Below are 20,427 nucleotides of genomic sequence, written 5' to 3'. Positions count from 1 at the left end.
GTGGGCAAAGGCGCCTGCGCCGAGCCCACCATGTCTTGCTGGACTTGGCATGGTGGGCACGCTTTCGCTTTGCCCACCCTACGAGAATTTTCGTGTGGCATCTTACGCCGCGCCCAGCCCCAGCTTCGCATAGATGCGCCGTGCATAGGCGCCGAATGCGTCCGTGGTCTTCAGCGGCAGGTCGCGCGGGAAGGGCAGGTCGATCGCGAAATAGTCGGCCATCTTCGCAGGTCCCGCCGTCAGCACGGCGCAGTGCGAGGACAGGAAGACGGCTTCCTGGATCGAATGCGTGACGAAGATGATGGTCTTGCCGCTCTCGCGCCAGATCCGCAGCATCTCCAGATTCATCTGCTCGCGCGTCAGCGCATCCAGCGCACCGAACGGTTCGTCCATCAGGATCAGTTTTGGATCGTGAATGAAGGCGCGCGCGATCGCCGTGCGCTGCTGCATGCCGCCGGACAGCTGCTGCGGGTATTTCTGCTCGTAGCCGGCGAGCCCGACGAGGTTAAGCAGGTCGCGCGCCCGCTCGCGCGCGGCCTTCATCGGCAGGCCGACGATCTCGGCCGGCAGCAGCACGTTGTCCAAGATGGTGCGCCACTTCAAGAGCAGCGCCTGCTGGAACACCATGCCGATGTCGCGGGTCGGATCGAACGGGCTCTTGGCATTGCCTATCCTGACGGTGCCGCCGTCGGCGCCGTGCAGGCCGGCCAGGATCTTCATCACTGTGGTCTTGCCGCAGCCGGAGGGGCCGACCAGCGAGACCAGCTCACCTTCAGCCACGTCCATCGTGACGTCGGACACCGCGAGAAAATCGGCGCCGCCGGAGCGATAGACCTTGCGGACGCCTTGCAGGCTGATGAAGGGGTCTGAGCTCATGCCAGCCATTTGTTCAAGTTCGCGGCGACGAAGGCATCGTCGCTGAGGTCGGCGTGCTCGCGCGTGACGCGGTCGATCTCCTCCTTCTGGCCGGGGCTGAGGCCCTCGTTCGGATCGAGGCACCACAGGCCTTGCATCAGACCCTGCCGCCGCAACACCTCGTGGCAGCCGGCGATGCAGCCGTGAAAATTGTTGGCGACATCGAAGAAGGCGCTATTGCAATCGGTGACGCGGGCGTCGAGCGCCAGCAGGTCTGCGGGTACAGCGCCCTTGTGCCGCGCTGCCTTGCAGCGCTCGAACTGCTTGATGGCACTGGCGGTCCACACCGACCAGTGGCCGAGCAGACCGCCTTTGAAATAGGTTCGCGTGGTGATGCCGTTGTCGCGGAGATCGAACGGTAGCATCAGGTCGAGCAGGATGTGGTCGTCATTGCCGGTGTAGAGCGCGACGCGGTCAAGCGCGCCGGCGGCCGCCACGCCGCGCAGCACGTCGAGTGTCCGATAGCGGTTGAACGGTGCGATCTTGATCGCGACGACATTGTCGATCGCGGCGAAGCGTTGCCAGAACCGGCTCGACAGGATGACGCCGCCGACGGCCGGCTGGAGGTAGAAGCCGACCAGCGGAATCTCGGCGGCCACCACCGTGCAATGCGCGATGATCTCGTCCTCGGAGGCGCTCTTCATCGCAGCAAGGCTGAGCAGGCCGGCATGGTAGCCGATGTCGCGTGCGGTACGGGCCTCGGCGGTGGCCTGGCTGGTTGGTCCGGCAAGGCCAGCGACCAGCGCCAGCGGCCGCGTGGTCCAGCTCGCGGCGGTCTCGGCGGCGAGCTCGAGCACGGGACGGTAGAGGCCGATGTCCCGGATCGCGAACTGGGTCGTGTGCACGCCGACGGCGAGGCCGCCCGCGCCGGCGTCGATGTAATAGCGCGTCAACGCGCGCTGATGCGTCTTGTCGAGCTGGCGCTCGGCGGTGAGCGCGAGGGGGTGTGCCGGCAGCACGGTGCCCTCGGCGATCAGCTTGCGGATGTCGCTGTTGATCTGGCTGTGGTGCATGATGTCCTATCCGAATTCCGGGCCGGCGACGGCGAATGGCATTTCCTCAGCGGCAATGGTGGCGGGCCCGAACCGCATGCGCTGGAACGGCCGCTCGATGGTCCAGCCGGACGTCGTCAATCCCTCCAGGAACGCAGCTTGTGACGCGACGGCATCGAGCAGGAGTGGGCCGTTCTCGGATCCTGCAATCGCGCGAACCAGGGCGAGCGCTTCGGCGGCATGATCGGCGAATAACGGGCCGATATGGCGCGCGGTTCTGCCGTCGCGGACCAGCGCGATACATCCGCTAGCTGCGACGATGCGTGAACCGGAGCGCTGCGTGAAGGCGGTCAGCAGAGCAGTCCGGTCGAAACCGGTGGCGCGGCGGTCGCGGGCACACAGCGCCTCGAGCGTTGCAGCTGATGGGGCCGGCTCGGATGCCTGTGTGGATTTCACCAGCCTCAGCCGGCGCAATTGCAGGGTCGGCGTGAACCCAAGTGGCCCGTAGACGGCGGCGCCGTCGGGCGTCGCATCGAGCCAGCTCGTCAGGCCATTCTTGCGCGCCGTTTCCAGGCAGGCATCGACCAGACGCGTTGCAAGGCCGCGGCGGCGGTGTGTGCCTGATACCAGCACCATGCTGATCCAGGCGTTGTTGCCGGAATAGGGCAGCAGTGCTGCGGTCGCGACCAGTCGCGCATTGTCGCGGATGCCGAACACGATGCCTTCGCGCAGAAAGATGCGCCAGTCCTCTTCGGTCTGGTTCCAATGCGCTTCCGTCGAGAGCGCCAGCCCCGCGATCGCGTCCTGCACGCCGAGCTTGAGGACGGGCGGCCCGTCAATAGCGTCCATCGCGCACCTCGTATTTGGTAGGCTTGCCAAGGCTCGGCATGGCCCGAGAGACCCAATCCGCGGTCCAGGCGATCAACTGCTCGGTGTCGACCACCGGCAGGCCGAACAGCTCAACCGCTTTCGACGTGTCGGTCAGCCACGCCGTCGGCTCCTCCTTGCCCGTCAGCACCGGCGCGCGGCCGAACCTTGCGCCGAATTTTTGGGCGAGATCGCGCACCGCCAAAATCTCGTGGCCGCTGACATTGAGCGGCGAGGTCGGCGTCGTGCAATGGGCGAGGCAGCGCAGCGCTTGTGCCGACGCATCGCCCTGCCAGATGAAATTGACATGGCCGAGGCTGACGTCGATTGGCGAGCCGTTGAGCACTTTCGTCGCGATATCGTGCAGCACGCCATAGCGCATGTCGATCGCGTAATTGAGGCGGAACAGGCGGCCCGGCGTGCCGAACTTGCGCGAAAAATATTCAAACATCCGCTCGCGGCCGACACAGGATTGGGCGTATTCGCCGGGCGGGTTCGGCGCCATCTCCTCGGTCGAGCCTTTGCCGTCGACCGGCACGAAGGGATAGATGCAGCCGGTCGAGAACGCCACGATGCGCGAGGACGGGAACGCCTGCGCCACCAGCGCCGGGACATGGGCATTCATGGCCCAGGTCAGCGACAGATCGCCCTCGGCGCCGAACTTGCGGCCGGCCATGAAGACGATGTTCGGCGCTTTGGGCAGCGCCTGAATCGCGCGCTCGTCCATCAGGTCGCAATTGATGGTCTCGACGCCACGCGCATGCAGCCAATCCTTCACGCTGGCATCGCTGAAGCGCGCGACGCCGATGATGCGGCGGTCCGGCACGGCGGCTTTTGCGAGCCCCGCCAGCGTCGGGCCCATCTTGCCGGCGACGCCGAGGATCATGATCTCGCCTTCGACCTTCTTGAGGTCGTCGATGAGCGCCTGCGTCGGCCGGCACAAGAGTTCGTCGAGCGCAGCGACGTCAGGGATGGTCTTCGGCAGCGTCTGGCGGGTGAGCAGCATGGATTTGTCCCTGGTCTGAATTCTGCCGTTGTCAGGTCTGTCTTGCGTCGCCGACCACGAACATGCGTTCGAGGGCCAGCACCAGGCCGTAGAGAGCGACCCCGAGCAGCGTCAGCAGCACGACGGCCATCACCATCGCGGGCGTGTCGAGCGAGGACTGCACCTGGATCATGAGGTAGCCGAGCCCGCGCTCGGAGGCGATGAACTCGCCGACGATGGCGCCGGCGACCGCCAGGATGGCGCCCACCTTCATGCCGGAGAACACGTAAGGCAGCGATCCCGGCAGCTGGATCTTGCGGAACAGCGTCCAGCGCGAGCCGCGCAGCGATTTGACGAGGTCGAGCAGGTCCGGCTCGACCTCGCGCAGGCCGCGCGCGGTTGTGAGCAGGATCGGGAAGAAGCAGATGCTGAAGGCGATCAGGATGTTCGGCACGATGCCGTAGGAGAACCAGACGATGAAGAGCGGGCCGAGCGCGACTTTCGGAATCATGTTCAGCGTGACGAATAGCGGCAGCAGCACGAGGCTCAGCAGCGGCGCCCAGCTGAAGATCACGGCGAGCGCCACGCCGACGAATGCGCCGAGCGCGAAGCCGCCGAGGATCTCGATCGCCGTCACCAGCGTGTTGGCGCCCCAGGCGTAACTCGCCGTCCCCAGCGTCTGCACTGTCGCGAGCGGGGAGGGCAGAATGAATTTCGGCACGTGGAAGGCATCGACCGCAACCTGCCACAGCGCGAGCACGGCGAGGTGCACGATCAGGATGATCGCGAAGCTGCGCGAGCTGCGTGCGCTGTCTCCTGCCACCGACTGCTCCCTGTTGGCCGCGGCAGCGATGCCGCAGGTCGCAAGCCTACCCGGCCTTGCAGAAAGTTTCAACCAGTTGGTTGATTAGGGCCGGAGCGACTGCAGCACGAGATCCGCGACGTGCCGGCGCCGGGCGCGCCGCTGAGCGCGGCTCGACAGATCCTTGCCGAAGATCGCCGACAGTGTCGGCGTGTTGGAGAAGAAGAAATAGCTGAGGCCTGCAATCGAGATATAAAGCTGGACGGGATCGATCCCCTTGCGGAACACGCCCGCGCGCACGCCCTCGGTGAGGATGTGGGAGACGCTTCTCACGAGCGGTGAGTGCATCGCCTCCAGCCGGGTCGAGCCGCGGACGTGGCGGGCGCCGCCGCGGTTCTCGTCGTTCAAGAGCACGATGAAATCGGGGGTTGCCGCCAGGTGGTCGAACGAAGCTTCGATCAGCTTGCGGATCGCTTTCTCCGGCGGCAGGCCTTCGAGATTGAGCCTGCGCTCCTGCTCGCGGATGTCCTCATAGACCCATTCGAGCACGGCCAGATACAGCGCGTCCTTGTCGCCGAAATAGTGGTAGACGAGCTGCTTGTTGACGCCGGCGCGCTCGGCGATCTCGTCGACACGGGCGCCCGCCAAGCCGTGCCGGGCGAATTCCAGGCGTGCCGCGGTCAGCAGCTTCTTGCGGGTGGCGAGGGGGTCGCGGCGCTGCGGCACGGTGTCGCCAGGTCGTTTTGCGGGCATTTTCAACCAAACAGTTGACAAGTTGAGGGCGGGCTTGTTGCATTGGTATCCTCACAAGGGGAGAGCGACAAGCCGGGTTGCGGCAATGAGGAGAGATGCGATGAAGCGTTTGCAGGCGGCGGGCTCGGCCCTGGTGTTGGCCTTTGGACTCGTTGCGTCGGCGGTGCCCGCGCATGCGGGAGAAGCCGTCAATCTGATCCTGAACTGGACGCCGACGGCCGATCACTCGCCCTATTATTATGCCAAGGCGCAGGGCTGGTACGAGAAGGCCGGCATCGACCTCACCATCGAGACCGGCAAGGGCTCCGGCGTCTCCGCCGCCAAGGTCGGCTCCGGCGGCTCGCCGTTCGGCGTCGCCGATCTCGCCACCATGCTGGTGGCCAAGAGCAAAGGCGCCGACACGGTCGCGGTGATGAGTGTCTATGCCAATACCGGCCAGACCTTCTACTGGCTGAAGAGCTATGGCGTGAACGGCGTGAAGGATTTCCCCGGCCACAAGATCGGCAATCCGCCGGGCGACGCCTCGCGCGTGATGTGGCCGGCGTTCGCCAAGGCGGCAGGGCTTGCGCCCGACTCCGTCGGCTTCGTCAATGTCGGGCCGACCGCGAAGATCGCGGCGCTGAAGAGCCACACCGTCGATATCATCAGCGACTTCTACAACGAGCACGACCTGAAGGTCATCGAGTTCGGGTCTGATCTCGGCTACGTCAACTGGAAGGACATCGGGCTCAATCCGTACGGCAATTCGCTGATCGTCAACGGCGCTTACTTGCAGAAGAACCCGAAGGTCGTCGAAGACTTCGTGCGCGTCACGCAGAAGGCCTTTGCGGCGTGCGTTGCCGACGTCACGCCGTGCCTGAAGGCGCTGCTCGGCCAGGTCTCCGGTCTCGACAAGGAGAACCAGGAGCGCCAGTGGGAGCGCATCAAGTTCCTGATGACCGACGAGTTCACGACCACCAAGGGTCTCGGCTGGATCGACGGCGAGCGGATGAAGAAGGACTACGAACTGGTCCAGACCTATCTCGGCATGGAGAAGCCGTTCGACGTCACGACGGCGTTCACGACGAAGATGCTCGATCCCAGCATCAAGATGGATGTGAGCAAGGTGAAGAAGTAGGGGTTGCTGGCCGCTACGCTCGCGCCACGCACTGGTGTCATGCCCCGGCTTGCCGTCTTCGCTGAAGCTTCGCCGGCCGAGCGCCCTTGTAGGCCCGGCGTAGCCTAGCGGAGCCGGGACCGGGGCATCCAGTACGCCGCGTCCTATCCGTGAATCACGACTGTCTCGGCGTACTGGATCGCGCGGTCAAGCCGCGCGATGACAGCGAAGTGCTGGGCGAGAGCGATCGTCCGATGCCTACCCACAACGCGCTTGCGTCCGGCCAGCCCGCCAAATCCCGCATCCCACCCTCACGTAATCCCACGGAGAATTAACCCGCCGTTAACCATGTCCGCCGCATCGTTAACCATTCAATAACGGGGAACGAGTCGGCCGTGATGGAGGCTGCAGCAAAAGTCCAACGTCAAATGGTGCGCCTGCGCGGGCGCTCCTATGTGGCTTTCGTGTTCACGCCGACGGTTCCGGTCCAGGACTGGCTGCATGAGATCGACGCCACCATCGCGCGCTCGCCGGGCTTCTTCGCCGGCCGACCCGTGGTGATCGATCTGTCCTCGGTCGATCTCAGCCAGGCCGGTATCGGCCATCTGCTCACCAGCCTTCAGGACCGCAATATCCGCGTGCTCGGCATCGAGGGCGTGGAGGAGGGAAGGCTGACCCCTATGATGCCGCCGCTGTTGTCGGGCGGGCGCAGCTGCGTGGTCGAGCCGAGCGCGCCGAAGAAGGCCGAAGTGAAGGCCGAGACCAAGCCGACGTCGCTGCTGCTCGAAAACCCCGTGCGCTCGGGCCAGACCGTGATCTTCCCGGAAGGCGACGTCACCATTCTGGGCTCGGTCGGCTCCGGCGCCGAGGTCGTCGCCGGCGGCTCCATCCACGTCTACGGCGCGCTGCGCGGCCGCGCCATGGCGGGCGTGAACGGACACACTAGCGCGCGCATCTATTGCCAGAAGATCGAGGCCGAACTGCTTGCAATCGATGGGTTTTATCAGACTGCCGACGACATCGACGAGGCCCTGCGCGGCAAGCCGGCGCAGGCCTGGCTGCAGGGGAATACCATGCGAATTACAGCATTGAACTGACCAGCAAAGGAGACATTTCAGATGAGTAAGGTACTGGTCGTGACATCAGGCAAGGGCGGGGTCGGCAAGACCACCACGACCGCCGCGCTGGGAGCGGCGCTCGCGCAGCGCGGCGACAAGGTCGTCGTCGTCGATTTCGACGTCGGCCTGCGCAACCTCGACCTCGTCATGGGCGCCGAACGCCGCGTGGTGTTCGACCTCATCAACGTGGTGCAGGGCGTTGCCAAGCTGCCCCAGGCGCTGATCCGCGACAAGCGGCTGGAGAATCTGTGGCTGCTGCCGGCCTCGCAAACCCGCGACAAGGACGCGCTGACGGAAGAGGGCGTCGGCAAGGTCATCGCCGACCTGCGCAGCCGCTTCGACTGGGTGATCTGCGACAGCCCGGCCGGCATCGAGCGCGGCGCCTCAATGGCGATGCGCTTTGCGGATGAGGCCGTGATCGTCACCAATCCGGAAGTCTCCTCGGTGCGCGATTCCGACCGCATCATCGGCATGCTCGATTCCAAGACAGTACGGGCCGAGAAGGGCGAGCGGGTCGAGAAGCACATTCTCATTACCCGCTACGATCCCTCGCGCGCCGCGCGCGGCGAGATGCTGACCATCGACGACATCCTCGAGATCCTTGCCACGCCCTTGCTCGGCATCATCCCCGAGAGCCAGGACGTGTTGAAGGCCTCCAACGTCGGCACGCCGGTGACTTTGTCCAACGCGGACGGCGCGCCGGCGCGGGCCTATATGGACGCGGCCAAGCGCCTCTGCGGCGAGAACGTGACGATGCATGTTCCTGCCGAGCGCAGAGGTCTGATGGATCGTCTGCTGCGACGGAGGGCTGCATGAGCATGGGTCTGCTTCGACTTCTCCGCGGCAAGAAGGCCTCGGCACCCGTTGCTCGCGAACGGCTGCAGATCCTGCTTGCCCATGAGCGCGGAATGCGCGGCCAGCCCGATCTGCTCGGTGTGCTCCGTGAGGAAATTCTCGCCGTTGTGTCCAAGCATGTGGCGCTGGACCCGACCAAGGTCATTGTCCGGCTCGAGCGCGGCGACGAGGTCTCGACCCTGGAGGTCGATATCGAGGTCCCCAACGACTTCGAGCGCAAGAAGGTGGCGGTCGCGTAGGGGACGCGGCCGAAGATTCTCCGCCTTGGGGTGGATGAGAAGGCGGTCCGCCGGGCATGGCGGGCCGCCTTTGTCTTGGGGCTCACGTCGATCGGACGGAACGCGCTCCGGGCCTCGACCGTTGTGAACAACCCGCGGGAGCGTTGCACCGCAGTTGGTCAGACGGGAGAGCGCCCATGATGTCCGAGGTCCAGGTCCATACCGTTGCCCGGCAGATGCTCGAGCAGCACGGTTTTGCTGCGATCGCGAAGGCCGCCGAGCAGGCCCAGGCATGCGAGGGCCGCGGCGAAGCCGAGGAGGCCAAGGAGTGGCGTCACATCGTGGACGCCATGAAGATCATGCGCGGGCCGCATCAGAGCTGAAGTTCGTAAGCGCGGGCGCTTTCAACGCTCCCCGTGGTCGCCGCCTTGCTGCGACGTGCGATTGTGTGTCTGCGGCTGCGCGCGCTCGCCTGACTCCTTGCAGGGAAGCGGTTCCCACGTGCCGTCCGGCGCCTGCTGATAGGCGCTACAGGACGACGAGGTGGATTTTTCCTCGCCCTTCTGGGCGTCGGAATTCCTCGCCAGTGCGGGCGCAGTCAGCACCGTGGCGGCCGCAATCGCGCCGGCGAAAACGAAATGGATACTCCGCATGAGGACCTCCTGCTCGAATTCTAGGAGGCCGCATGCTTTCGAGGATTGTGACGATTTTGGGCCGCAGCACAGGTTCCGTCGCGGCGTGCTTAACACGGCGAAGCCGGTTCGCTAGCCGCCCTTGCTGCGGATCAGCCCGGCGAGGTTGGTCTTTTGGGCCTCGCACCAGCCGGACATGCCGAGGCGGCGCTGGTCCATGTCGGTCGCCTGGGTCGCGACCGCGACCTCGGCCATCAAATCATCGTCCTGCTTCTCGCCCATCTTGCCGCCGGTGTGCATCCAGGCGATCGCCTTGCGCACCTTCTCGGTGGTGCCGTCGGGCAGGTGCATCTGCTGCGCCCTCTGCACGAGGTCCTGATAGACGAGGTCCGTGTTGGGGCACTCGACCTTGGCGGCGAAGGCCTGCAAGACCATCGTCACATAGGTCGACCGCGGCGGTGCGTCGGCCGCCTGGGCCGGCGCGGCCAGCAGCAACAGGCCCGTCATCAGAAAACCGGTGCGCATCCTTGGAACCTCCTCCGTTTTTTGAGAGGCTAGCGTCCGGCGCGCCGCTCGGCAATGGGCCGGAGCGCGATTGTCGTCCGTCCGGGCGGTGGGCTAACCTGGCGCTCCCCAGCCTCGGAGCGCAACATGAGCCTGTTCAGCACGCCCTTCGATCCCGCACGCGACACCGCACTCGTCACCGGCGCGGGCAACGGCATCGGCCGCGCGATCGCGCTGGGCTTGGTCGGCGAGGGTGTCCGCACCATGTTCGCGGATGTGAGCGCCGAGCGGGTGCGGGCCGCGATCAGTGCGAGCGAGAGGCCCGATCTGGCCGTGCCTTGGGTCGGCGATCTCGCCAGGCTCGAGGCCTGTGATGAGCTGCTGACGGCCGCACATGCCGCACTGGGCGAGGTCACGCATTTCGTCCACAGCGCCTCGCCGCCGCGGCGGGAGGCCGATCATGCGCTCGCGGTCGATCGCGGGACGTGGCAGGAGATGCACGCCGTCAATCTCGATGCCGGCTTTCATCTGGCGCGCGAGCTCGCAAAACGGCTGATCGCGGCGAAGCGGCCGGGCTCGTTCTTGTTTCTCACCTCGTTGCATGCCGGCACCCCGCGCAACCTGCCGCATTATTCGACGGCGAAGGCGGGGCTGGGCATGCTGGTGAAGGAGCTGGCCAAGACGTTTGGCCGCCATGATATCCGCGTCAACGCGCTGGTGCCCGGCGCGATCGCAGCCGGTGGCTTCGTTGCCGATCCCGCACTGGCGCGGCACATTCCGCTCGGGCGTCTCGGCGAGGCCAAGGACCTCGTGCCGATGGCGCTCACGGTGCTGTCGAACAAGCTTTCCGCTTACGTCACCGGCGCAGCCTTCGTCGTCGACGGCGGATTGTCGCTGACGAACTGGTTCGAGCCGCCGACGCTGGATTAGCTTAGCGCTGCCAGGCCGGCACCGGATCGAGCGGCGTGCGATAGAGCTCGTTGTGATCGCGATCGGTGACGCGCACCGCGCAACCCTTTTGCTGCAGCTCCGGCTTCACCTGCGACAGCTCGCAGGCCAATTGATCGGCGCGATCGGAAGCAACCTCGATGTCTTCGAGGATGATTCCACCCTGGTTCTTGAACTCACCACCAACCACGAGATCGAAATAGTAGTAGGGCATCCGAATTCCCCGGTGTGACGATCTGAGCTTCAGTGCAAGTCTCAACACATGTTGGATGGTACCACTGAGTCGATATCCACCGAATGAACAGGCCGCGCAATCTCTGGGCTTATGGCGCAGAAATGATGTGCAGTGTCCGGGCTCGTTAAGAGTTTATTAAATATATCTGCGTGATCATAAGGCATGGAATTGCAGCAGAACCGGGCTCCGGGAACCGGCAGCTGCAAGAGAAGGCCGGCGGCATAGATCCCGACGGCCTTTTCTCTTGAGCGGAAGACGACCGAAGCATCGCTTTCCGTAATCGCCCGGACTCAACGCATCACACCGACTCGGCCAGCCTGCGCGATGTTGCGACGTGGCGCTGTCGCCTGGCGTTGCCCTAGCGCAGCGGCATCGGCGGACGCACGACAGGCCCGTCGTCATCGGCAACGGCTTGCGTCGTCGCAACTGGCGCTGCTGGCGGCGGGGCCGCGGCTGCCTGCGCTGGCGGCGGAGGCGCGAGCGGCGCGGGCGAATAGGCCGGCATGTAGGTCCGCGTCACAGCCGGCTTAGCAGCCGGTTTGGGCTTGCGAACCGGCGGTGCGGGAGGCTGCGGCGGGAGCGCAGCAGCGCGCGGGCGCGGATCGACCGGCCTCGTCTCAGCAGCCACCGGCTTCGGTGCAGGCGGCTTCGCCATCTCACGCGCCATCTGTTCCTGTCCAGCCTTCAACTCGGCGATGTTGGCTTTGAGCTGCTCGATCTGCTGCGCCATCGCGGCGAGATCGTTCGTCATTGACTGCAACGACTGCGCGGTGTCGGGCTGCGCTGTTGCGGGCGCGGCGGCAAGCTGGGTCGGAGGTGGCGTCGCAGCTTGATCGGCCGTTTGTTCGGTTGCCATCGGTGCTGCGGGCGGGGCAGCTTGCGCGGCCGCGACGGGCGTCGTCTGCGGTGTCGAAGACATCAGCGACATGGAAGGCATCAGCGACGTCAATACCGGCGTCCATTCGGCGAGCATTTGCTTTGCTGTGTCGCCGTGCTTCTCCCAGGCAATCGCGGCGGCCATGCTGACGCCGGCAAACAGGAACGTGACGAACGCACCGCGCAGCCACTTGCCGATCGCGGATCGCTTCTGCCTGACAGGACCATCGCTGGAGGCGATGCGGACAGCCGTGTCGACCGGCGGTGCTGCGGCGGGCTTTCCGTAGACGACGTTGATGGTGGGCTCGGGCGCGCGCGGCGGCTCCAGAGTGAACTTCGGCTCCGGAGTAAGCTTTGCCTCCGGAGTAAACTTGGGCTCCGGACGCGGCGCGATCTCCGGCGCCAGCGCGGGCGACACGCTGGCTGGCCGCGAGGCCAGCACGATCTCCGGAGAGATCTGAAGCGCGTCATGCGGATCGTTGTCCTTGATCGTGTCCTTCACGATCTCATCGACGATTTGCTTGGCGTTCAGCGTCGCGAGCATCGCAGCTCCTTTTGAAGCGCAGTGTTTGACGTCTAGGTCGTCCGCATTGGCGCGGGGGCCGATCTGTTGAGGTGAGCCCATCCCAAACCGATGACGCACGAGTCCAGCCGGGTTTGACCAAAGCAAGGCGAGGGGATGGAGATGATGCGACAGTCTTCCGCCGTTTGTGGTGATGGAACCCGGTTTGTCGAACACGCGCAATTGTTCCGTTCTGCCTTGTTTTCAGCACGATTTTGGCAGCATGTGGGGCTGCTGGGGGCGCTGCTATCCGCTATCGGGGGGCCGGCGGTGCCAAGATTTCTACTCGTTTTGTTCGTCGCAGCCATGTTGCCGCTGGGCGGGTGCATGCAGGCGACGCTTTCGCCATCGACGGATGCGAGCATGACGCCGCGCGACCGTCAGTTGCTCGCGCACACGCCTTACGCGCAGGCGAACGTGCCTGAGCAATATCTCCGCCACATCGTGGACTACCATCGCAAGGAACAGCCGGGCACGATCCTGGTCGATACCGATGCGCGTTACCTCTATTACGTGCTGCCCGACGGCAAGGCGATCCGCTACGGCGTTGCGGTCGGTGAGGAAGCCATGGCGTTCTCCGGCGTCGCGCGCGTCGGCCGCTTGGCGGAATGGCCGGACTGGGTTCCGACAGCGGATATCCAGGCGCGGCTCGGCCCCTATCCGGCGCGCGTTCCCGGCGGTCCCGCCAATCCGCTGGGCGCGCGGGGCATCTATCTCTATGTCGGCAACAAGGACACGCTCTACCGCATCCACGGCACCAACCAGCCCGAATATATCGGGCAGGCGATCTCGTCCGGCTGCATCCGGATGCGCAATGAGGATGTCATCGATCTCTATGACCGGGTGAAGCTGGGCTCGACCGTGGTGGTACTGCCGCCAGGGCGGAGCGCGCAGGCCGAGACGGGTGGGCGCTGGCGCGGGTGAGGCTGCGCGACCGGCCAGTTCGAGCTAGGTTGTTTCTGTGCTGCTACTCAGGCCGGGCGATCCGCCATTGCAGTGTCGTGGCATTGCCGTTGGCATCGCCCGGTGCCTTGTCGGCGGGCGAGGTGTAGAGCGGACGATAGCGGTACGCCCACATCTTGGTGCCGTCGTTGCGGCTGATCACGGTGAAGTCGCCGACAGCCTTGGCGTCGGCCGTTGCCGCCAGCGGCACCCAGCTCTCGGTGCACTTGCCGTTGCAGTTCGACGTCTTTCCGGTGGTGTCGCGCTCGTAATAATAGAGCGTCATGCCCTTGAGATCGACGAGCTTGGGACCCTGCTTGGTCAGGACCACCTTCGCCGGCGCTGTCGCCGCCTCGGGTTTCGGCGGGGGCGGGGCATCGCCGCCGCCATGGCCGTTGGCGAGCGCGTGACTGGTCGAGAGCACGATGGCTGCGGCCATAAGGAGGAACCTGAACATCCGACACTCCACCCCGCAAAGTTAATCGCGCGTTAAGCGCCCAATGCGGCCGACGTTAGCAGTCGAAGGTTAGTTCCTGGTTTCGTGCGCTGCGACAACTACGGACACAGTGCGGGATCAGACCTGCGCATCGCGTAGCGGAGCGCGGCTGAGCTCATTGCCGGCGGCGATGGCCTTGCGCAAGAGCCGCATCAGCTCCGCGCTCTCCTTCGCGCTGAGGCCACGCAGCATGATGCGCTGCGCGGACTCGACCGAGGGCGTGATCTTGCGCAGCGTATGCCGGCCCTGGTCGGTGATCTCGAGCTCGCGGGCCCGGCGGTCGCGGGGACTGGCACGGCGCTCGATGAGACCCTTCTGCACCAGGCGGTCGATCACGCCCGTGATGGTGGTGCGGTCGTAGGCGATCAGGCCTGCGAGCGTCACCTGGTCGAGCCCCGGATTGGCCTTGATGGTCGCGAGCGCGGCATATTGTACCGGCGTCAGATCGAAGCCGGCGTCTCCGACCTCGGCCAGGAACACCGCGACCGCGATCTGCTGGAAGCGGCGCGCCAGATGCCCGGGCATGTCGTTGTTGTCTTTCACCGAAGTCTCCGCGGGTAGGCAGGGAGGTGCAGGGGTTCGTTGACAAGTATACAGATAGTCAGCATACTGAGCAATATCCAAACGGAAGTTGGCGGGAGAGGTGCTCATGCAATTCCATCTCAATGGATTTCAGCCGGGCGATCCTGAAATTGCCGATCCCGCCGCGCGCGTGCAGGCATCAGGGGCGGCGGGCGCCGTGCCTGGCGAGGTCGATGTTCTCATCGTCGGCTGTGGGCCTGCCGGCCTGACGCTCGCCGCCCAGCTTGCGCAATTCCCTGACATCAAGACCTGCATCGTCGAGCAGAAGCCGGAGCGCCTGCTGGTCGGTCAAGCCGACGGTATCGCCTGCCGCACCATGGAGATGTTCCACGCCTATGGCTTCAGCGAGCGTGTGCTGAAGGAGGCCTATTGGGTCAACGAGACCACGTTCTGGAAACCGGATGAGCAGGCGCCGGAGAAGATCACCCGCAGCGGCCGGGTGCAGGACGTGGAGGACGGGCTATCGGAATTCCCGCATGTCATCCTGAACCAGGCGCGGGTCCATGACTGCTTTCTCGACGTCATGCGCAAATCGCCGGCGAAGGTTGAGCCGTATTACAGCCGGCGCGTGCTTGATCTCCATGTCGATCCTGCCGCTGATGCCGCCGATCATGCCGTGACCGTGCGTCTCGAACGCGTCGATGCCGTGAACGCGGGCAAGATCGAGACGATCAGGGCACGCTATGTCGTCGGCTGCGATGGCGCACGCAGCACGGTGCGCAAATCGATCGGGCGCGAGCTGCATGGCGATTCCGCCAACCACGCCTGGGGCGTGATGGACGTGCTGGCGGTGACGGATTTCCCTGATATCCGCTTCAAGTCGCTGATCCAGTCGGCCAAGGACGGCAGCCTGTTGATCATTCCGCGCGAAGGCGGCTACATGGTCCGCATCTATGTCGAGCTCGCCAAGCTCGATGTCGGCGAGCGCGTTGCCAATCGCAACATCACTGCCGACGATGTGATTGCGAAAGCGCAGCGGATCCTGAAGCCGCATACGCTCGAGGTGAAGGAAATCGCCTGGTGGTCGGTCTACGAGATCGGCCAGCGCCTGACCGACAAGTTCGACGATGTGCCGGAGGCGGAGATCGATACGCGTCTGCCGCGTATCTTCATCGCCGGCGATGCCTGCCACACCCACAGCCCGAAGGCGGGGCAGGGCATGAATGTCTCGATGCAGGACGCCTTCAATCTCGGCTGGAAGCTCGCCGCCATCCTGCGCAAGCAATGTGCGCCGAGCTTGCTGCATTCCTATTCGGCGGAGCGCCAGGCGGTCGCGAAGGAGCTGATCGATTTCGACCGCGAATGGGCGGGAATTCTCGCCTCCGCCGCAAAGGCCGGCGGCGCCGATGCCGCCAAGACGCAGGACTATTTTGTCCGGCACGGCCGCTACACGGCAGGCACCGCGACGCATTACCGTCCATCGGTTCTCACCGGCGCGGCCACGCATCAACATCTCGCGCAAGGCCTCGTCATCGGCAAGCGCTTCCATTCCGCGCCGGTGATCCGGCTGGCGGATGCCAAGCCGGTGCATCTCGGCCATGCCGCGCAGGCCGACGGCCGTTTCCGCATCTACGCGTTTTCGCCTGCTGAGAATGCTGCAGCGTCCGGCTCAGCCATTCGTGCCTTGTGCAATTTCCTCGCTGAATCCCGGAAATCTCCAATCCGGCGATATACGCCCAGACGCAGCGACATCGACGCCGTGATCGATCTGCGCGCGGTGTTTCAGCAGGATCATCGCGAACTCGCCATCGAGGCGATGCCGCCGATGTTGCTCCCGAGCAAAGGCTGCTACGGCCTGTATGACTACGAAAAGATGTTCTGTCCGGACCTCAAGAGCGGTCAGGACGTCTTCGCCATGCGCGGCATCGATCGCAAGGCCGGTTGCATCGTGGTCGTGCGGCCCGACCAGTATGTCGCGAGCGTGCTGCCGCTCGACGACTTTGCCGGGCTCGCCTCGTACTTCGACGCCTTCATGCTGCCGGTGAACTGACGCTGGAATTGCTACGCTCGCCGTGTCGATGAACGGCGGATGAATATTGAACTCCGCGCGGTGTGTTCTCAATCTTTCGGCGGATGCAGTGATGACGGGCGGAACGCTCATTCCGCCTGCGCGTTCCGTTTCGCAGAGGAGGAACACACCATGAGACTCAGAAGCATTCTGTTTGCCGCATTGCTGCTCGCCCCGACGGCCGCGCTGGCCGCGCCGGGCATCGTCACCGTTTCGACCGGCCTGCGTGCTGGGCCGGGTACAGGTTTTCCCCTGGTCGATCGCATCCCCGGCGGCGCGCGCGTCAACATCCATGGCTGCCTGCGCGGCAATGCATGGTGCGACGTGAGCTTCTCCGACGATCGCGGCTGGGTGTCGTCGCAATATCTCGAGTATCTCTATCGCAATCACTACGTCTATCTCCCCGATTATTTCGACGAGATCGACGTGCCCGTCGTGCCCTTCGTGCTGACCTCGTACTGGTCGAGCTATTATGCGGGACGCCCCTGGTATCACCGTCACGCTTACTGGAATAATTACTGGACCTCGCACGAGCGCTTTGCGACGCGGATGACGCTCGACCCGGGCGCAGCCCGTATCGGTCGTGCAGCGACGCGTGATGCAGCAATCGCGCTGGAACGCCAAGGCGTGCGTGGCAAGGGTGCCGCCGCGATCTCGGGGCGTGACGCCACGACCTCACGGCACGATGCCGCGATTGCCACCCGCGACGCCGCGATCGCAAGGCGCGACGCTGCGATGGCAAGGGGCGACGCTGCGATCACGAAGCATGATGCGGCGATCACGAAACGCGACGCTGCAGTGACGGCCGACCGGACGCGCGCCAGCCGCAGCGAGCGCATCGCGCATGAGCGGACCAATGTGCAGAGCCGCAATCCGCGCGATGCACAGGCGCGCATGATGCACGAGCAAGCTGCAAGCCGCGCCGCCGTCCGTGCCCAGCCGATGGCGCGTGCGCACGAAGCGCCGCGCGTGTCGGCTGCACCTGCCGCACGGCCCGCGACGCCGCATGTGGCGCAGCCGAATGTGAGTCACGGTTCGCCGACGAATGCGCGCGCGCAGATGCCGGCACCGCGCGCGGCCGCGCCTGCCATGCCGCATCCCGGTGGCGGTGGCGCTCCGCACGTCAATGCCGCGCCACGTGGCGGTGGCGCCCCGGCCGGCGGTCCCGGTGGCGGTCACCAGAAGCACTAGCATTCCCCGGAAAGCCCGGCCCTCGCGCCGGGCTTTCTGCTTTGGCGGGCCTTCAAGTTCCGTGCGCGTACAATTTAAGAAAGTTCTTCGCGGGCAGATTTCATCGATTGTAATATGTCTACCCAAAGCTGTAAGCATCCACTCGGGGCAGCGGGGCACCGGAGGATGATGATGAGACAGAGCCAAGCGGAGACGCGCCGTCAACAAAATGTCGCGAAGCGGTCGATGACCAAGGAGGCCAAGCAGCTGGCCGGCCTGATTGCCGGACTGCGCAAATCCCTCGAAGCGATCCACAAGGAACGGGCGAGCACAAAGCTCACCGGCGCCGAGATAGGTTTGCTCGACGAGCGTCGCAACAATCTGCTGCTCACCATTGCAGCCCTCGATGACCGCCTCTCGGCGGTGCAGGGCCTGATCAATCTCGGCCGCCCCCACATTATCCGCGTGCACTAAGCGCGATAAATCGTCATCGCGCTTTTATATCGCCTGCGGATGGCACCAAATTGCCACGCTCCCGGCGAATTGCCGCCAAAGCCCGCTGCCACGAGGAGGCCGGGTGCAGGGCGACGCAAGGGGATGCGAATTGGCCTACAAGATGGTCGCAGAACGCGACAACGAGAAGTACAGTTTCGCCCGCGAGAGCCGGCTGCTCATCGTGGCGAAAGCGAAAGTGTGGGCGAGCGAGGGCTGGCGGGTCGTCATTACCGACCAGGACGGCAAGGCCTACGCGCCGCCCGAATTCGATCAGCTGTCGGCTGCGTGATCGCAGGACGGAGCGAGGGGGACGACATTTGACGTCGCTGTTTCGACCGGGGCGCAAGCTGACCGCGCCCCTGATGATTCTTGCAGCCGCAGTGCTGCCGGCGACGGCCGCCATCGCGCAAAATCTCGACGCGGGCAAATCGCCCGCGAAGCTCTTCGCTGAAGGTTGCGCGACCTGCCATCGCAGTCCGCGCGGTCTCGCCAAGGGCCGCTTCAGCCTGACGCTGTCCTGGTTCCTGAAGGACCACTACGCGACCAGCTCCGACTCGGCCAAGGCGCTGGCCGCTTACCTGGAGTCGGTCGACGGGCCGCCGCCCCGGGCCGCAGCCAAGCCCGGTGCAAAGGCGTCCCGTTCTGCGCCGCGTCCGCCCAAGCCGATGCAGAGCCGATAACCGCCGCGCGCCGGGGCGTTCCGGCATCAACGCATCGTGGTCTCCGAGAACAGGTTGATGATCACGACCCCTGATACGATCAGCGCGATGCCGACGAAGGCTGCGGCGTCCAGTATCTGACGGAACAGCACGAACGAGACGGTGGCGGTCAGGATGATGCCGACCCCGCCCCAGATCGCATAGGCGATACTTAACGGGATGACCCGGATCGCCACCGACAGCGCGTAGAACGAGGCGGCGTAGAACAGCACCATCGCCAGCGTCGGCCAGGGACGGGTGAACTGCGCGGACTGCTGCAGCAACGCCGACGCTGTGACCTCGAACACGATGGCGAGGGCGAGAGCTGCGTAGGCATTGAAGGCGGAGGTCATGAGCCTCTCAGCGTAAGGAAGAGACCGCGCGGGACGGCCGATATCACGTGTCAGTGACGAACCTGCGACATCACGCGGACGGGACCCGTCGACTTGGGTCGAGGCAACACGATGCCGCCGCGCGATAAATCGTGCGGCGGCGTCGAGATGCCGCGATGCTTCGATGCGGCGCTAGCTGATTCGCACGGACAGCTCGACGTCGTCGGCGAAGGCAGTGGACATGTAGCCGCTTCCAGGCGAGCGAACGCGTGCCAGATAGTCGGGGCTGTCATCGGATGATCGCGCCCGGCCCGAGATGGCGTTCCACGAGATCAAGGATATCCGGATAGAGCGCCTTCACCATCGAGCAAGACGAGCCTCGGCTTCACCTGCGCCTATCTCGGCGAGCCTGCACGCCGCTGAAGCGCGAGACCGGCCTGTAGCCATCGCGACAAGAGTCCCGGATTATGCGTGCGCTCCATCCGGGCTACTCTTGCCACGCTCCGTGTTTAACTCTACGGACCTCTCCCATGCTCGTCATCTCCATTCAGAGCCAGGTGGTCCACGGCCATGTCGGCAACAGCGCGGCTGCCTACGCCATTCAGGCGGAGGGCGTGAACGTTGCGGTGGTGCCGACGACGCTGCTGTCCAACCATCCGCGCTATCCGAGCCTGCGCGGCCGCGTGCTGGAGACCGAGCTCGTCGCAGATCTCCTGAAGGGCGTGGAGGAGCGCGGTCTCGTCGACGAGGCGGCCGTGCTCGTGACTGGCTATCTCGGCTCGCCCGGTAATGCCGCCGTGATCGCCGATTTCGTCGAGCGGGCGCGCACGCGCAATGCGAAGCTCGTTTATCTCTGCGATCCCGTGATCGGCGACGACGGCCGCGTCTATGTCGCGGACGGCATTTTGGACGTTGTCCGGCACCGGCTGCTGCCGGCGGCGAACCTCACGACGCCGAACCAGTTCGAGCTCGAGCTGCTCTCGGGAGTCACGATCGCCGATGCCCAGGGCCTCAGCGCGGCGTGCGCGGCGCTGGCAGGGGGAGGCCGTACCGACGTCGTCGCCACCGGCTGCACGCTCGCTGATACGGCGGCGGGGCAAGTCGAGACGATCCTGTGCGCCGGCGGGCGATTATCGCGCTTTGCGACACCGCGCCTGCCGATCCGCCCCTATGGCACCGGCGATCTCCTCACCGGGCTGATCGCGGCGCATCTGGCCAAGGGCGAGGCGATGGAGTCGGCCGTACGGCTTGCGGTCGACACGATCTTTGCGGTGCTGGTGCGCACGCAGGAAGCCGGCTCGGCGGAGATGCGGCTCGTGCCGTTGCCGACGCGCAAGCCGTAGCCC

General features: G+C 65.2%; 26 protein-coding genes and 1 pseudogene. 13 read left to right on the top strand and 14 right to left on the bottom strand.

The genetic code is table 11. The features are described from left to right. Positions 1-102 precede the first annotated feature (102 nt). From P6U29_RS23390 to P6U29_RS23365, 6 genes are all read right to left on the bottom strand, one after another. Positions 103-885, bottom strand: coding sequence for an ABC transporter ATP-binding protein (locus tag P6U29_RS23390; protein ID WP_407112483.1), 783 nt, complete (start codon positions 883-885; stop codon positions 103-105). Continuing rightward, positions 873-1,928 (bottom strand): dihydrodipicolinate synthase family protein, encoded by a 1,056-nt coding sequence (locus P6U29_RS23385; RefSeq protein WP_407112482.1) that lies wholly within the window; start codon positions 1,926-1,928, stop codon positions 873-875. Before P6U29_RS23385 ends, P6U29_RS23390 begins: the two co-directional genes overlap by 13 nt. A gap of 6 nt (positions 1,929-1,934) precedes the next feature. Further along, positions 1,935-2,756 (bottom strand): GNAT family N-acetyltransferase, encoded by an 822-nt coding sequence (locus P6U29_RS23380; RefSeq protein ID WP_407112481.1) that lies wholly within the window; start codon positions 2,754-2,756, stop codon positions 1,935-1,937. Continuing rightward, entirely contained in the window at positions 2,743-3,780 is a 1,038-nt protein-coding gene (locus P6U29_RS23375) for an NAD-dependent epimerase/dehydratase family protein (RefSeq protein ID WP_407112480.1), read from the bottom strand. The genes P6U29_RS23380 and P6U29_RS23375 overlap by 14 nt, the downstream gene beginning before the upstream one ends. Before the next feature lie 31 nt (positions 3,781-3,811). Continuing rightward, the gene (locus P6U29_RS23370; RefSeq protein ID WP_407112479.1) at positions 3,812-4,582 is read right to left on the bottom strand and encodes an ABC transporter permease; all 771 of its coding nucleotides are present in this window, start codon (positions 4,580-4,582) and stop codon (positions 3,812-3,814) included. Positions 4,583-4,666: 84 nt separating this feature from the next. Then, the gene (locus P6U29_RS23365; RefSeq protein WP_407112478.1) at positions 4,667-5,314 is read right to left on the bottom strand and encodes a TetR/AcrR family transcriptional regulator; all 648 of its coding nucleotides are present in this window, start codon (positions 5,312-5,314) and stop codon (positions 4,667-4,669) included. A 100-nt stretch (positions 5,315-5,414) separates the two neighbouring features. Here P6U29_RS23365 and P6U29_RS23360 point away from each other — a divergent pair, with 100 nt between their 5' ends. The 5 genes from P6U29_RS23360 (at position 5,415) to P6U29_RS23340 (ending at position 8,984) form a co-directional block, all read left to right on the top strand. Next, on the top strand, positions 5,415-6,431 hold the full coding sequence (locus P6U29_RS23360; RefSeq protein WP_407112477.1) for an ABC transporter substrate-binding protein: 1,017 nt from the start codon (positions 5,415-5,417) through the stop codon (positions 6,429-6,431). Positions 6,432-6,808: 377 nt separating this feature from the next. Then, positions 6,809-7,507 (top strand): septum site-determining protein MinC, encoded by a 699-nt coding sequence (minC, locus tag P6U29_RS23355; RefSeq protein WP_407119403.1) that lies wholly within the window; start codon positions 6,809-6,811, stop codon positions 7,505-7,507. A 21-nt stretch (positions 7,508-7,528) separates the two neighbouring features. After that, positions 7,529-8,344, top strand: coding sequence for a septum site-determining protein MinD (minD, locus tag P6U29_RS23350; protein ID WP_158671528.1), 816 nt, complete (start codon positions 7,529-7,531; stop codon positions 8,342-8,344). Further along, positions 8,341-8,622: a cell division topological specificity factor MinE gene (minE, locus tag P6U29_RS23345; protein ID WP_407112476.1), complete on the top strand. Its 282-nt coding sequence runs from the start codon at positions 8,341-8,343 to the stop codon at positions 8,620-8,622. The genes minD and minE overlap by 4 nt, the downstream gene beginning before the upstream one ends. A gap of 176 nt (positions 8,623-8,798) precedes the next feature. Continuing rightward, positions 8,799-8,984 carry a hypothetical protein gene (locus P6U29_RS23340; protein ID WP_027572193.1) on the top strand — a complete coding sequence of 62 codons (186 nt, stop codon included), beginning with the start codon at positions 8,799-8,801 and terminating at the stop codon, positions 8,982-8,984. A 21-nt stretch (positions 8,985-9,005) separates the two neighbouring features. Here the strand turns inward: P6U29_RS23340 and P6U29_RS23335 are convergent, their stop codons facing one another. After that, the gene (locus tag P6U29_RS23335; protein ID WP_407112475.1) at positions 9,006-9,254 is read right to left on the bottom strand and encodes a hypothetical protein; all 249 of its coding nucleotides are present in this window, start codon (positions 9,252-9,254) and stop codon (positions 9,006-9,008) included. Positions 9,255-9,365: 111 nt separating this feature from the next. After that, positions 9,366-9,758, bottom strand: a complete 393-nt coding sequence (locus tag P6U29_RS23330; RefSeq protein WP_407112474.1) for a hypothetical protein — start codon at positions 9,756-9,758, stop codon at positions 9,366-9,368. Positions 9,759-9,884: 126 nt separating this feature from the next. Here P6U29_RS23330 and P6U29_RS23325 point away from each other — a divergent pair, with 126 nt between their 5' ends. Further along, positions 9,885-10,667: an SDR family NAD(P)-dependent oxidoreductase gene (locus P6U29_RS23325; RefSeq protein ID WP_407112473.1), complete on the top strand. Its 783-nt coding sequence runs from the start codon at positions 9,885-9,887 to the stop codon at positions 10,665-10,667. A 1-nt stretch (position 10,668) separates the two neighbouring features. Here P6U29_RS23325 and P6U29_RS23320 read toward each other — a convergent pair whose 3' ends face one another. Further along, positions 10,669-10,899, bottom strand: coding sequence for a DUF6894 family protein (locus P6U29_RS23320; RefSeq protein WP_061021818.1), 231 nt, complete (start codon positions 10,897-10,899; stop codon positions 10,669-10,671). A 379-nt stretch (positions 10,900-11,278) separates the two neighbouring features. After that, a complete protein-coding gene (locus tag P6U29_RS23315) occupies positions 11,279-12,340 on the bottom strand; it encodes a hypothetical protein (protein WP_407112472.1) in 1,062 nt (353 codons plus the stop codon). Positions 12,341-12,664: 324 nt separating this feature from the next. Between P6U29_RS23315 and P6U29_RS23310 the strand changes: the two genes are divergently transcribed. Beyond that, entirely contained in the window at positions 12,665-13,282 is a 618-nt protein-coding gene (locus tag P6U29_RS23310; RefSeq protein WP_407119402.1) for a L,D-transpeptidase, read from the top strand. A 43-nt stretch (positions 13,283-13,325) separates the two neighbouring features. Here the strand turns inward: P6U29_RS23310 and P6U29_RS23305 are convergent, their stop codons facing one another. Next, positions 13,326-13,757 (bottom strand): hypothetical protein, encoded by a 432-nt coding sequence (locus P6U29_RS23305; protein WP_407112471.1) that lies wholly within the window; start codon positions 13,755-13,757, stop codon positions 13,326-13,328. 117 nt (positions 13,758-13,874) lie between these two features. Continuing rightward, the gene (locus P6U29_RS23300) at positions 13,875-14,339 is read right to left on the bottom strand and encodes a MarR family winged helix-turn-helix transcriptional regulator (RefSeq protein WP_407112470.1); all 465 of its coding nucleotides are present in this window, start codon (positions 14,337-14,339) and stop codon (positions 13,875-13,877) included. A 106-nt stretch (positions 14,340-14,445) separates the two neighbouring features. Here P6U29_RS23300 and P6U29_RS23295 point away from each other — a divergent pair, with 106 nt between their 5' ends. The 5 genes from P6U29_RS23295 to P6U29_RS23275 all read left to right on the top strand — a co-directional run bounded on the left by P6U29_RS23295 (position 14,446) and on the right by P6U29_RS23275 (position 18,731). Further along, complete coding sequence (locus P6U29_RS23295; RefSeq protein WP_407112469.1) at positions 14,446-16,368, top strand: FAD-binding monooxygenase; 1,923 nt, start codon at positions 14,446-14,448, stop codon at positions 16,366-16,368. Between the two features lie 150 nt (positions 16,369-16,518). Next, positions 16,519-17,577: an SH3 domain-containing protein gene (locus P6U29_RS23290; protein WP_407112468.1), complete on the top strand. Its 1,059-nt coding sequence runs from the start codon at positions 16,519-16,521 to the stop codon at positions 17,575-17,577. Between the two features lie 171 nt (positions 17,578-17,748). Then, positions 17,749-18,030, top strand: a complete 282-nt coding sequence (locus P6U29_RS23285; protein ID WP_407112467.1) for a hypothetical protein — start codon at positions 17,749-17,751, stop codon at positions 18,028-18,030. 103 nt (positions 18,031-18,133) lie between these two features. Beyond that, entirely contained in the window at positions 18,134-18,340 is a 207-nt protein-coding gene (locus P6U29_RS23280; protein WP_018322958.1) for a hypothetical protein, read from the top strand. A gap of 73 nt (positions 18,341-18,413) precedes the next feature. Beyond that, a complete protein-coding gene (locus tag P6U29_RS23275) occupies positions 18,414-18,731 on the top strand; it encodes a hypothetical protein (protein WP_407119401.1) in 318 nt (105 codons plus the stop codon). Between the two features lie 26 nt (positions 18,732-18,757). Here P6U29_RS23275 and P6U29_RS23270 read toward each other — a convergent pair whose 3' ends face one another. Beyond that, positions 18,758-19,102 (bottom strand): multidrug efflux SMR transporter, encoded by a 345-nt coding sequence (locus P6U29_RS23270; RefSeq protein ID WP_122403468.1) that lies wholly within the window; start codon positions 19,100-19,102, stop codon positions 18,758-18,760. 171 nt (positions 19,103-19,273) lie between these two features. Beyond that, positions 19,274-19,458: pseudogene (locus P6U29_RS23265) on the bottom strand (O-methyltransferase); the annotation flags it as partial. A gap of 153 nt (positions 19,459-19,611) precedes the next feature. Between P6U29_RS23265 and pdxY the strand changes: the two are divergent. Beyond that, positions 19,612-20,424, top strand: a complete 813-nt coding sequence (gene pdxY, locus P6U29_RS23260) for a pyridoxal kinase (protein WP_407112466.1) — start codon at positions 19,612-19,614, stop codon at positions 20,422-20,424. The last annotated feature ends 3 nt before the right edge of the window (positions 20,425-20,427 follow it).

Source organism: Bradyrhizobium sp. LMG 9283 (genome assembly GCF_045571415.1).
In the GTDB taxonomy this organism is placed as follows: domain Bacteria; phylum Pseudomonadota; class Alphaproteobacteria; order Rhizobiales; family Xanthobacteraceae; genus Bradyrhizobium.
This window is presented reverse-complemented; position numbering and strand designations above follow the sequence as displayed.

Coding starts and splice junctions, on each gene's coding strand:
- P6U29_RS23390 (WP_407112483.1), bottom strand. CDS start 885: ATGGCTGGCATGAGCTCAGACCCCTTCATCAGCCTGCAAGGCGTCCGC.
- P6U29_RS23385 (WP_407112482.1), bottom strand. CDS start 1,928: ATGCACCACAGCCAGATCAACAGCGACATCCGCAAGCTGATCGCCGAG.
- P6U29_RS23380 (WP_407112481.1), bottom strand. CDS start 2,756: ATGGACGCTATTGACGGGCCGCCCGTCCTCAAGCTCGGCGTGCAGGAC.
- P6U29_RS23375 (WP_407112480.1), bottom strand. CDS start 3,780: ATGCTGCTCACCCGCCAGACGCTGCCGAAGACCATCCCTGACGTCGCT.
- P6U29_RS23365 (WP_407112478.1), bottom strand. CDS start 5,314: ATGCCCGCAAAACGACCTGGCGACACCGTGCCGCAGCGCCGCGACCCC.
- P6U29_RS23360 (WP_407112477.1), top strand. CDS start 5,415: ATGAAGCGTTTGCAGGCGGCGGGCTCGGCCCTGGTGTTGGCCTTTGGA.
- minC (WP_407119403.1), top strand. CDS start 6,809: ATGGAGGCTGCAGCAAAAGTCCAACGTCAAATGGTGCGCCTGCGCGGG.
- minD (WP_158671528.1), top strand. CDS start 7,529: ATGAGTAAGGTACTGGTCGTGACATCAGGCAAGGGCGGGGTCGGCAAG.
- minE (WP_407112476.1), top strand. CDS start 8,341: ATGAGCATGGGTCTGCTTCGACTTCTCCGCGGCAAGAAGGCCTCGGCA.
- P6U29_RS23340 (WP_027572193.1), top strand. CDS start 8,799: ATGATGTCCGAGGTCCAGGTCCATACCGTTGCCCGGCAGATGCTCGAG.
- P6U29_RS23335 (WP_407112475.1), bottom strand. CDS start 9,254: ATGCGGAGTATCCATTTCGTTTTCGCCGGCGCGATTGCGGCCGCCACG.
- P6U29_RS23330 (WP_407112474.1), bottom strand. CDS start 9,758: ATGCGCACCGGTTTTCTGATGACGGGCCTGTTGCTGCTGGCCGCGCCG.
- P6U29_RS23325 (WP_407112473.1), top strand. CDS start 9,885: ATGAGCCTGTTCAGCACGCCCTTCGATCCCGCACGCGACACCGCACTC.
- P6U29_RS23320 (WP_061021818.1), bottom strand. CDS start 10,899: ATGCCCTACTACTATTTCGATCTCGTGGTTGGTGGTGAGTTCAAGAAC.
- P6U29_RS23315 (WP_407112472.1), bottom strand. CDS start 12,340: ATGCTCGCGACGCTGAACGCCAAGCAAATCGTCGATGAGATCGTGAAG.
- P6U29_RS23310 (WP_407119402.1), top strand. CDS start 12,665: ATGTTGCCGCTGGGCGGGTGCATGCAGGCGACGCTTTCGCCATCGACG.
- P6U29_RS23305 (WP_407112471.1), bottom strand. CDS start 13,757: ATGTTCAGGTTCCTCCTTATGGCCGCAGCCATCGTGCTCTCGACCAGT.
- P6U29_RS23295 (WP_407112469.1), top strand. CDS start 14,446: ATGCAATTCCATCTCAATGGATTTCAGCCGGGCGATCCTGAAATTGCC.
- P6U29_RS23290 (WP_407112468.1), top strand. CDS start 16,519: ATGAGACTCAGAAGCATTCTGTTTGCCGCATTGCTGCTCGCCCCGACG.
- P6U29_RS23285 (WP_407112467.1), top strand. CDS start 17,749: ATGAGACAGAGCCAAGCGGAGACGCGCCGTCAACAAAATGTCGCGAAG.
- P6U29_RS23275 (WP_407119401.1), top strand. CDS start 18,414: ATGATTCTTGCAGCCGCAGTGCTGCCGGCGACGGCCGCCATCGCGCAA.
- P6U29_RS23270 (WP_122403468.1), bottom strand. CDS start 19,102: ATGACCTCCGCCTTCAATGCCTACGCAGCTCTCGCCCTCGCCATCGTG.
- pdxY (WP_407112466.1), top strand. CDS start 19,612: ATGCTCGTCATCTCCATTCAGAGCCAGGTGGTCCACGGCCATGTCGGC.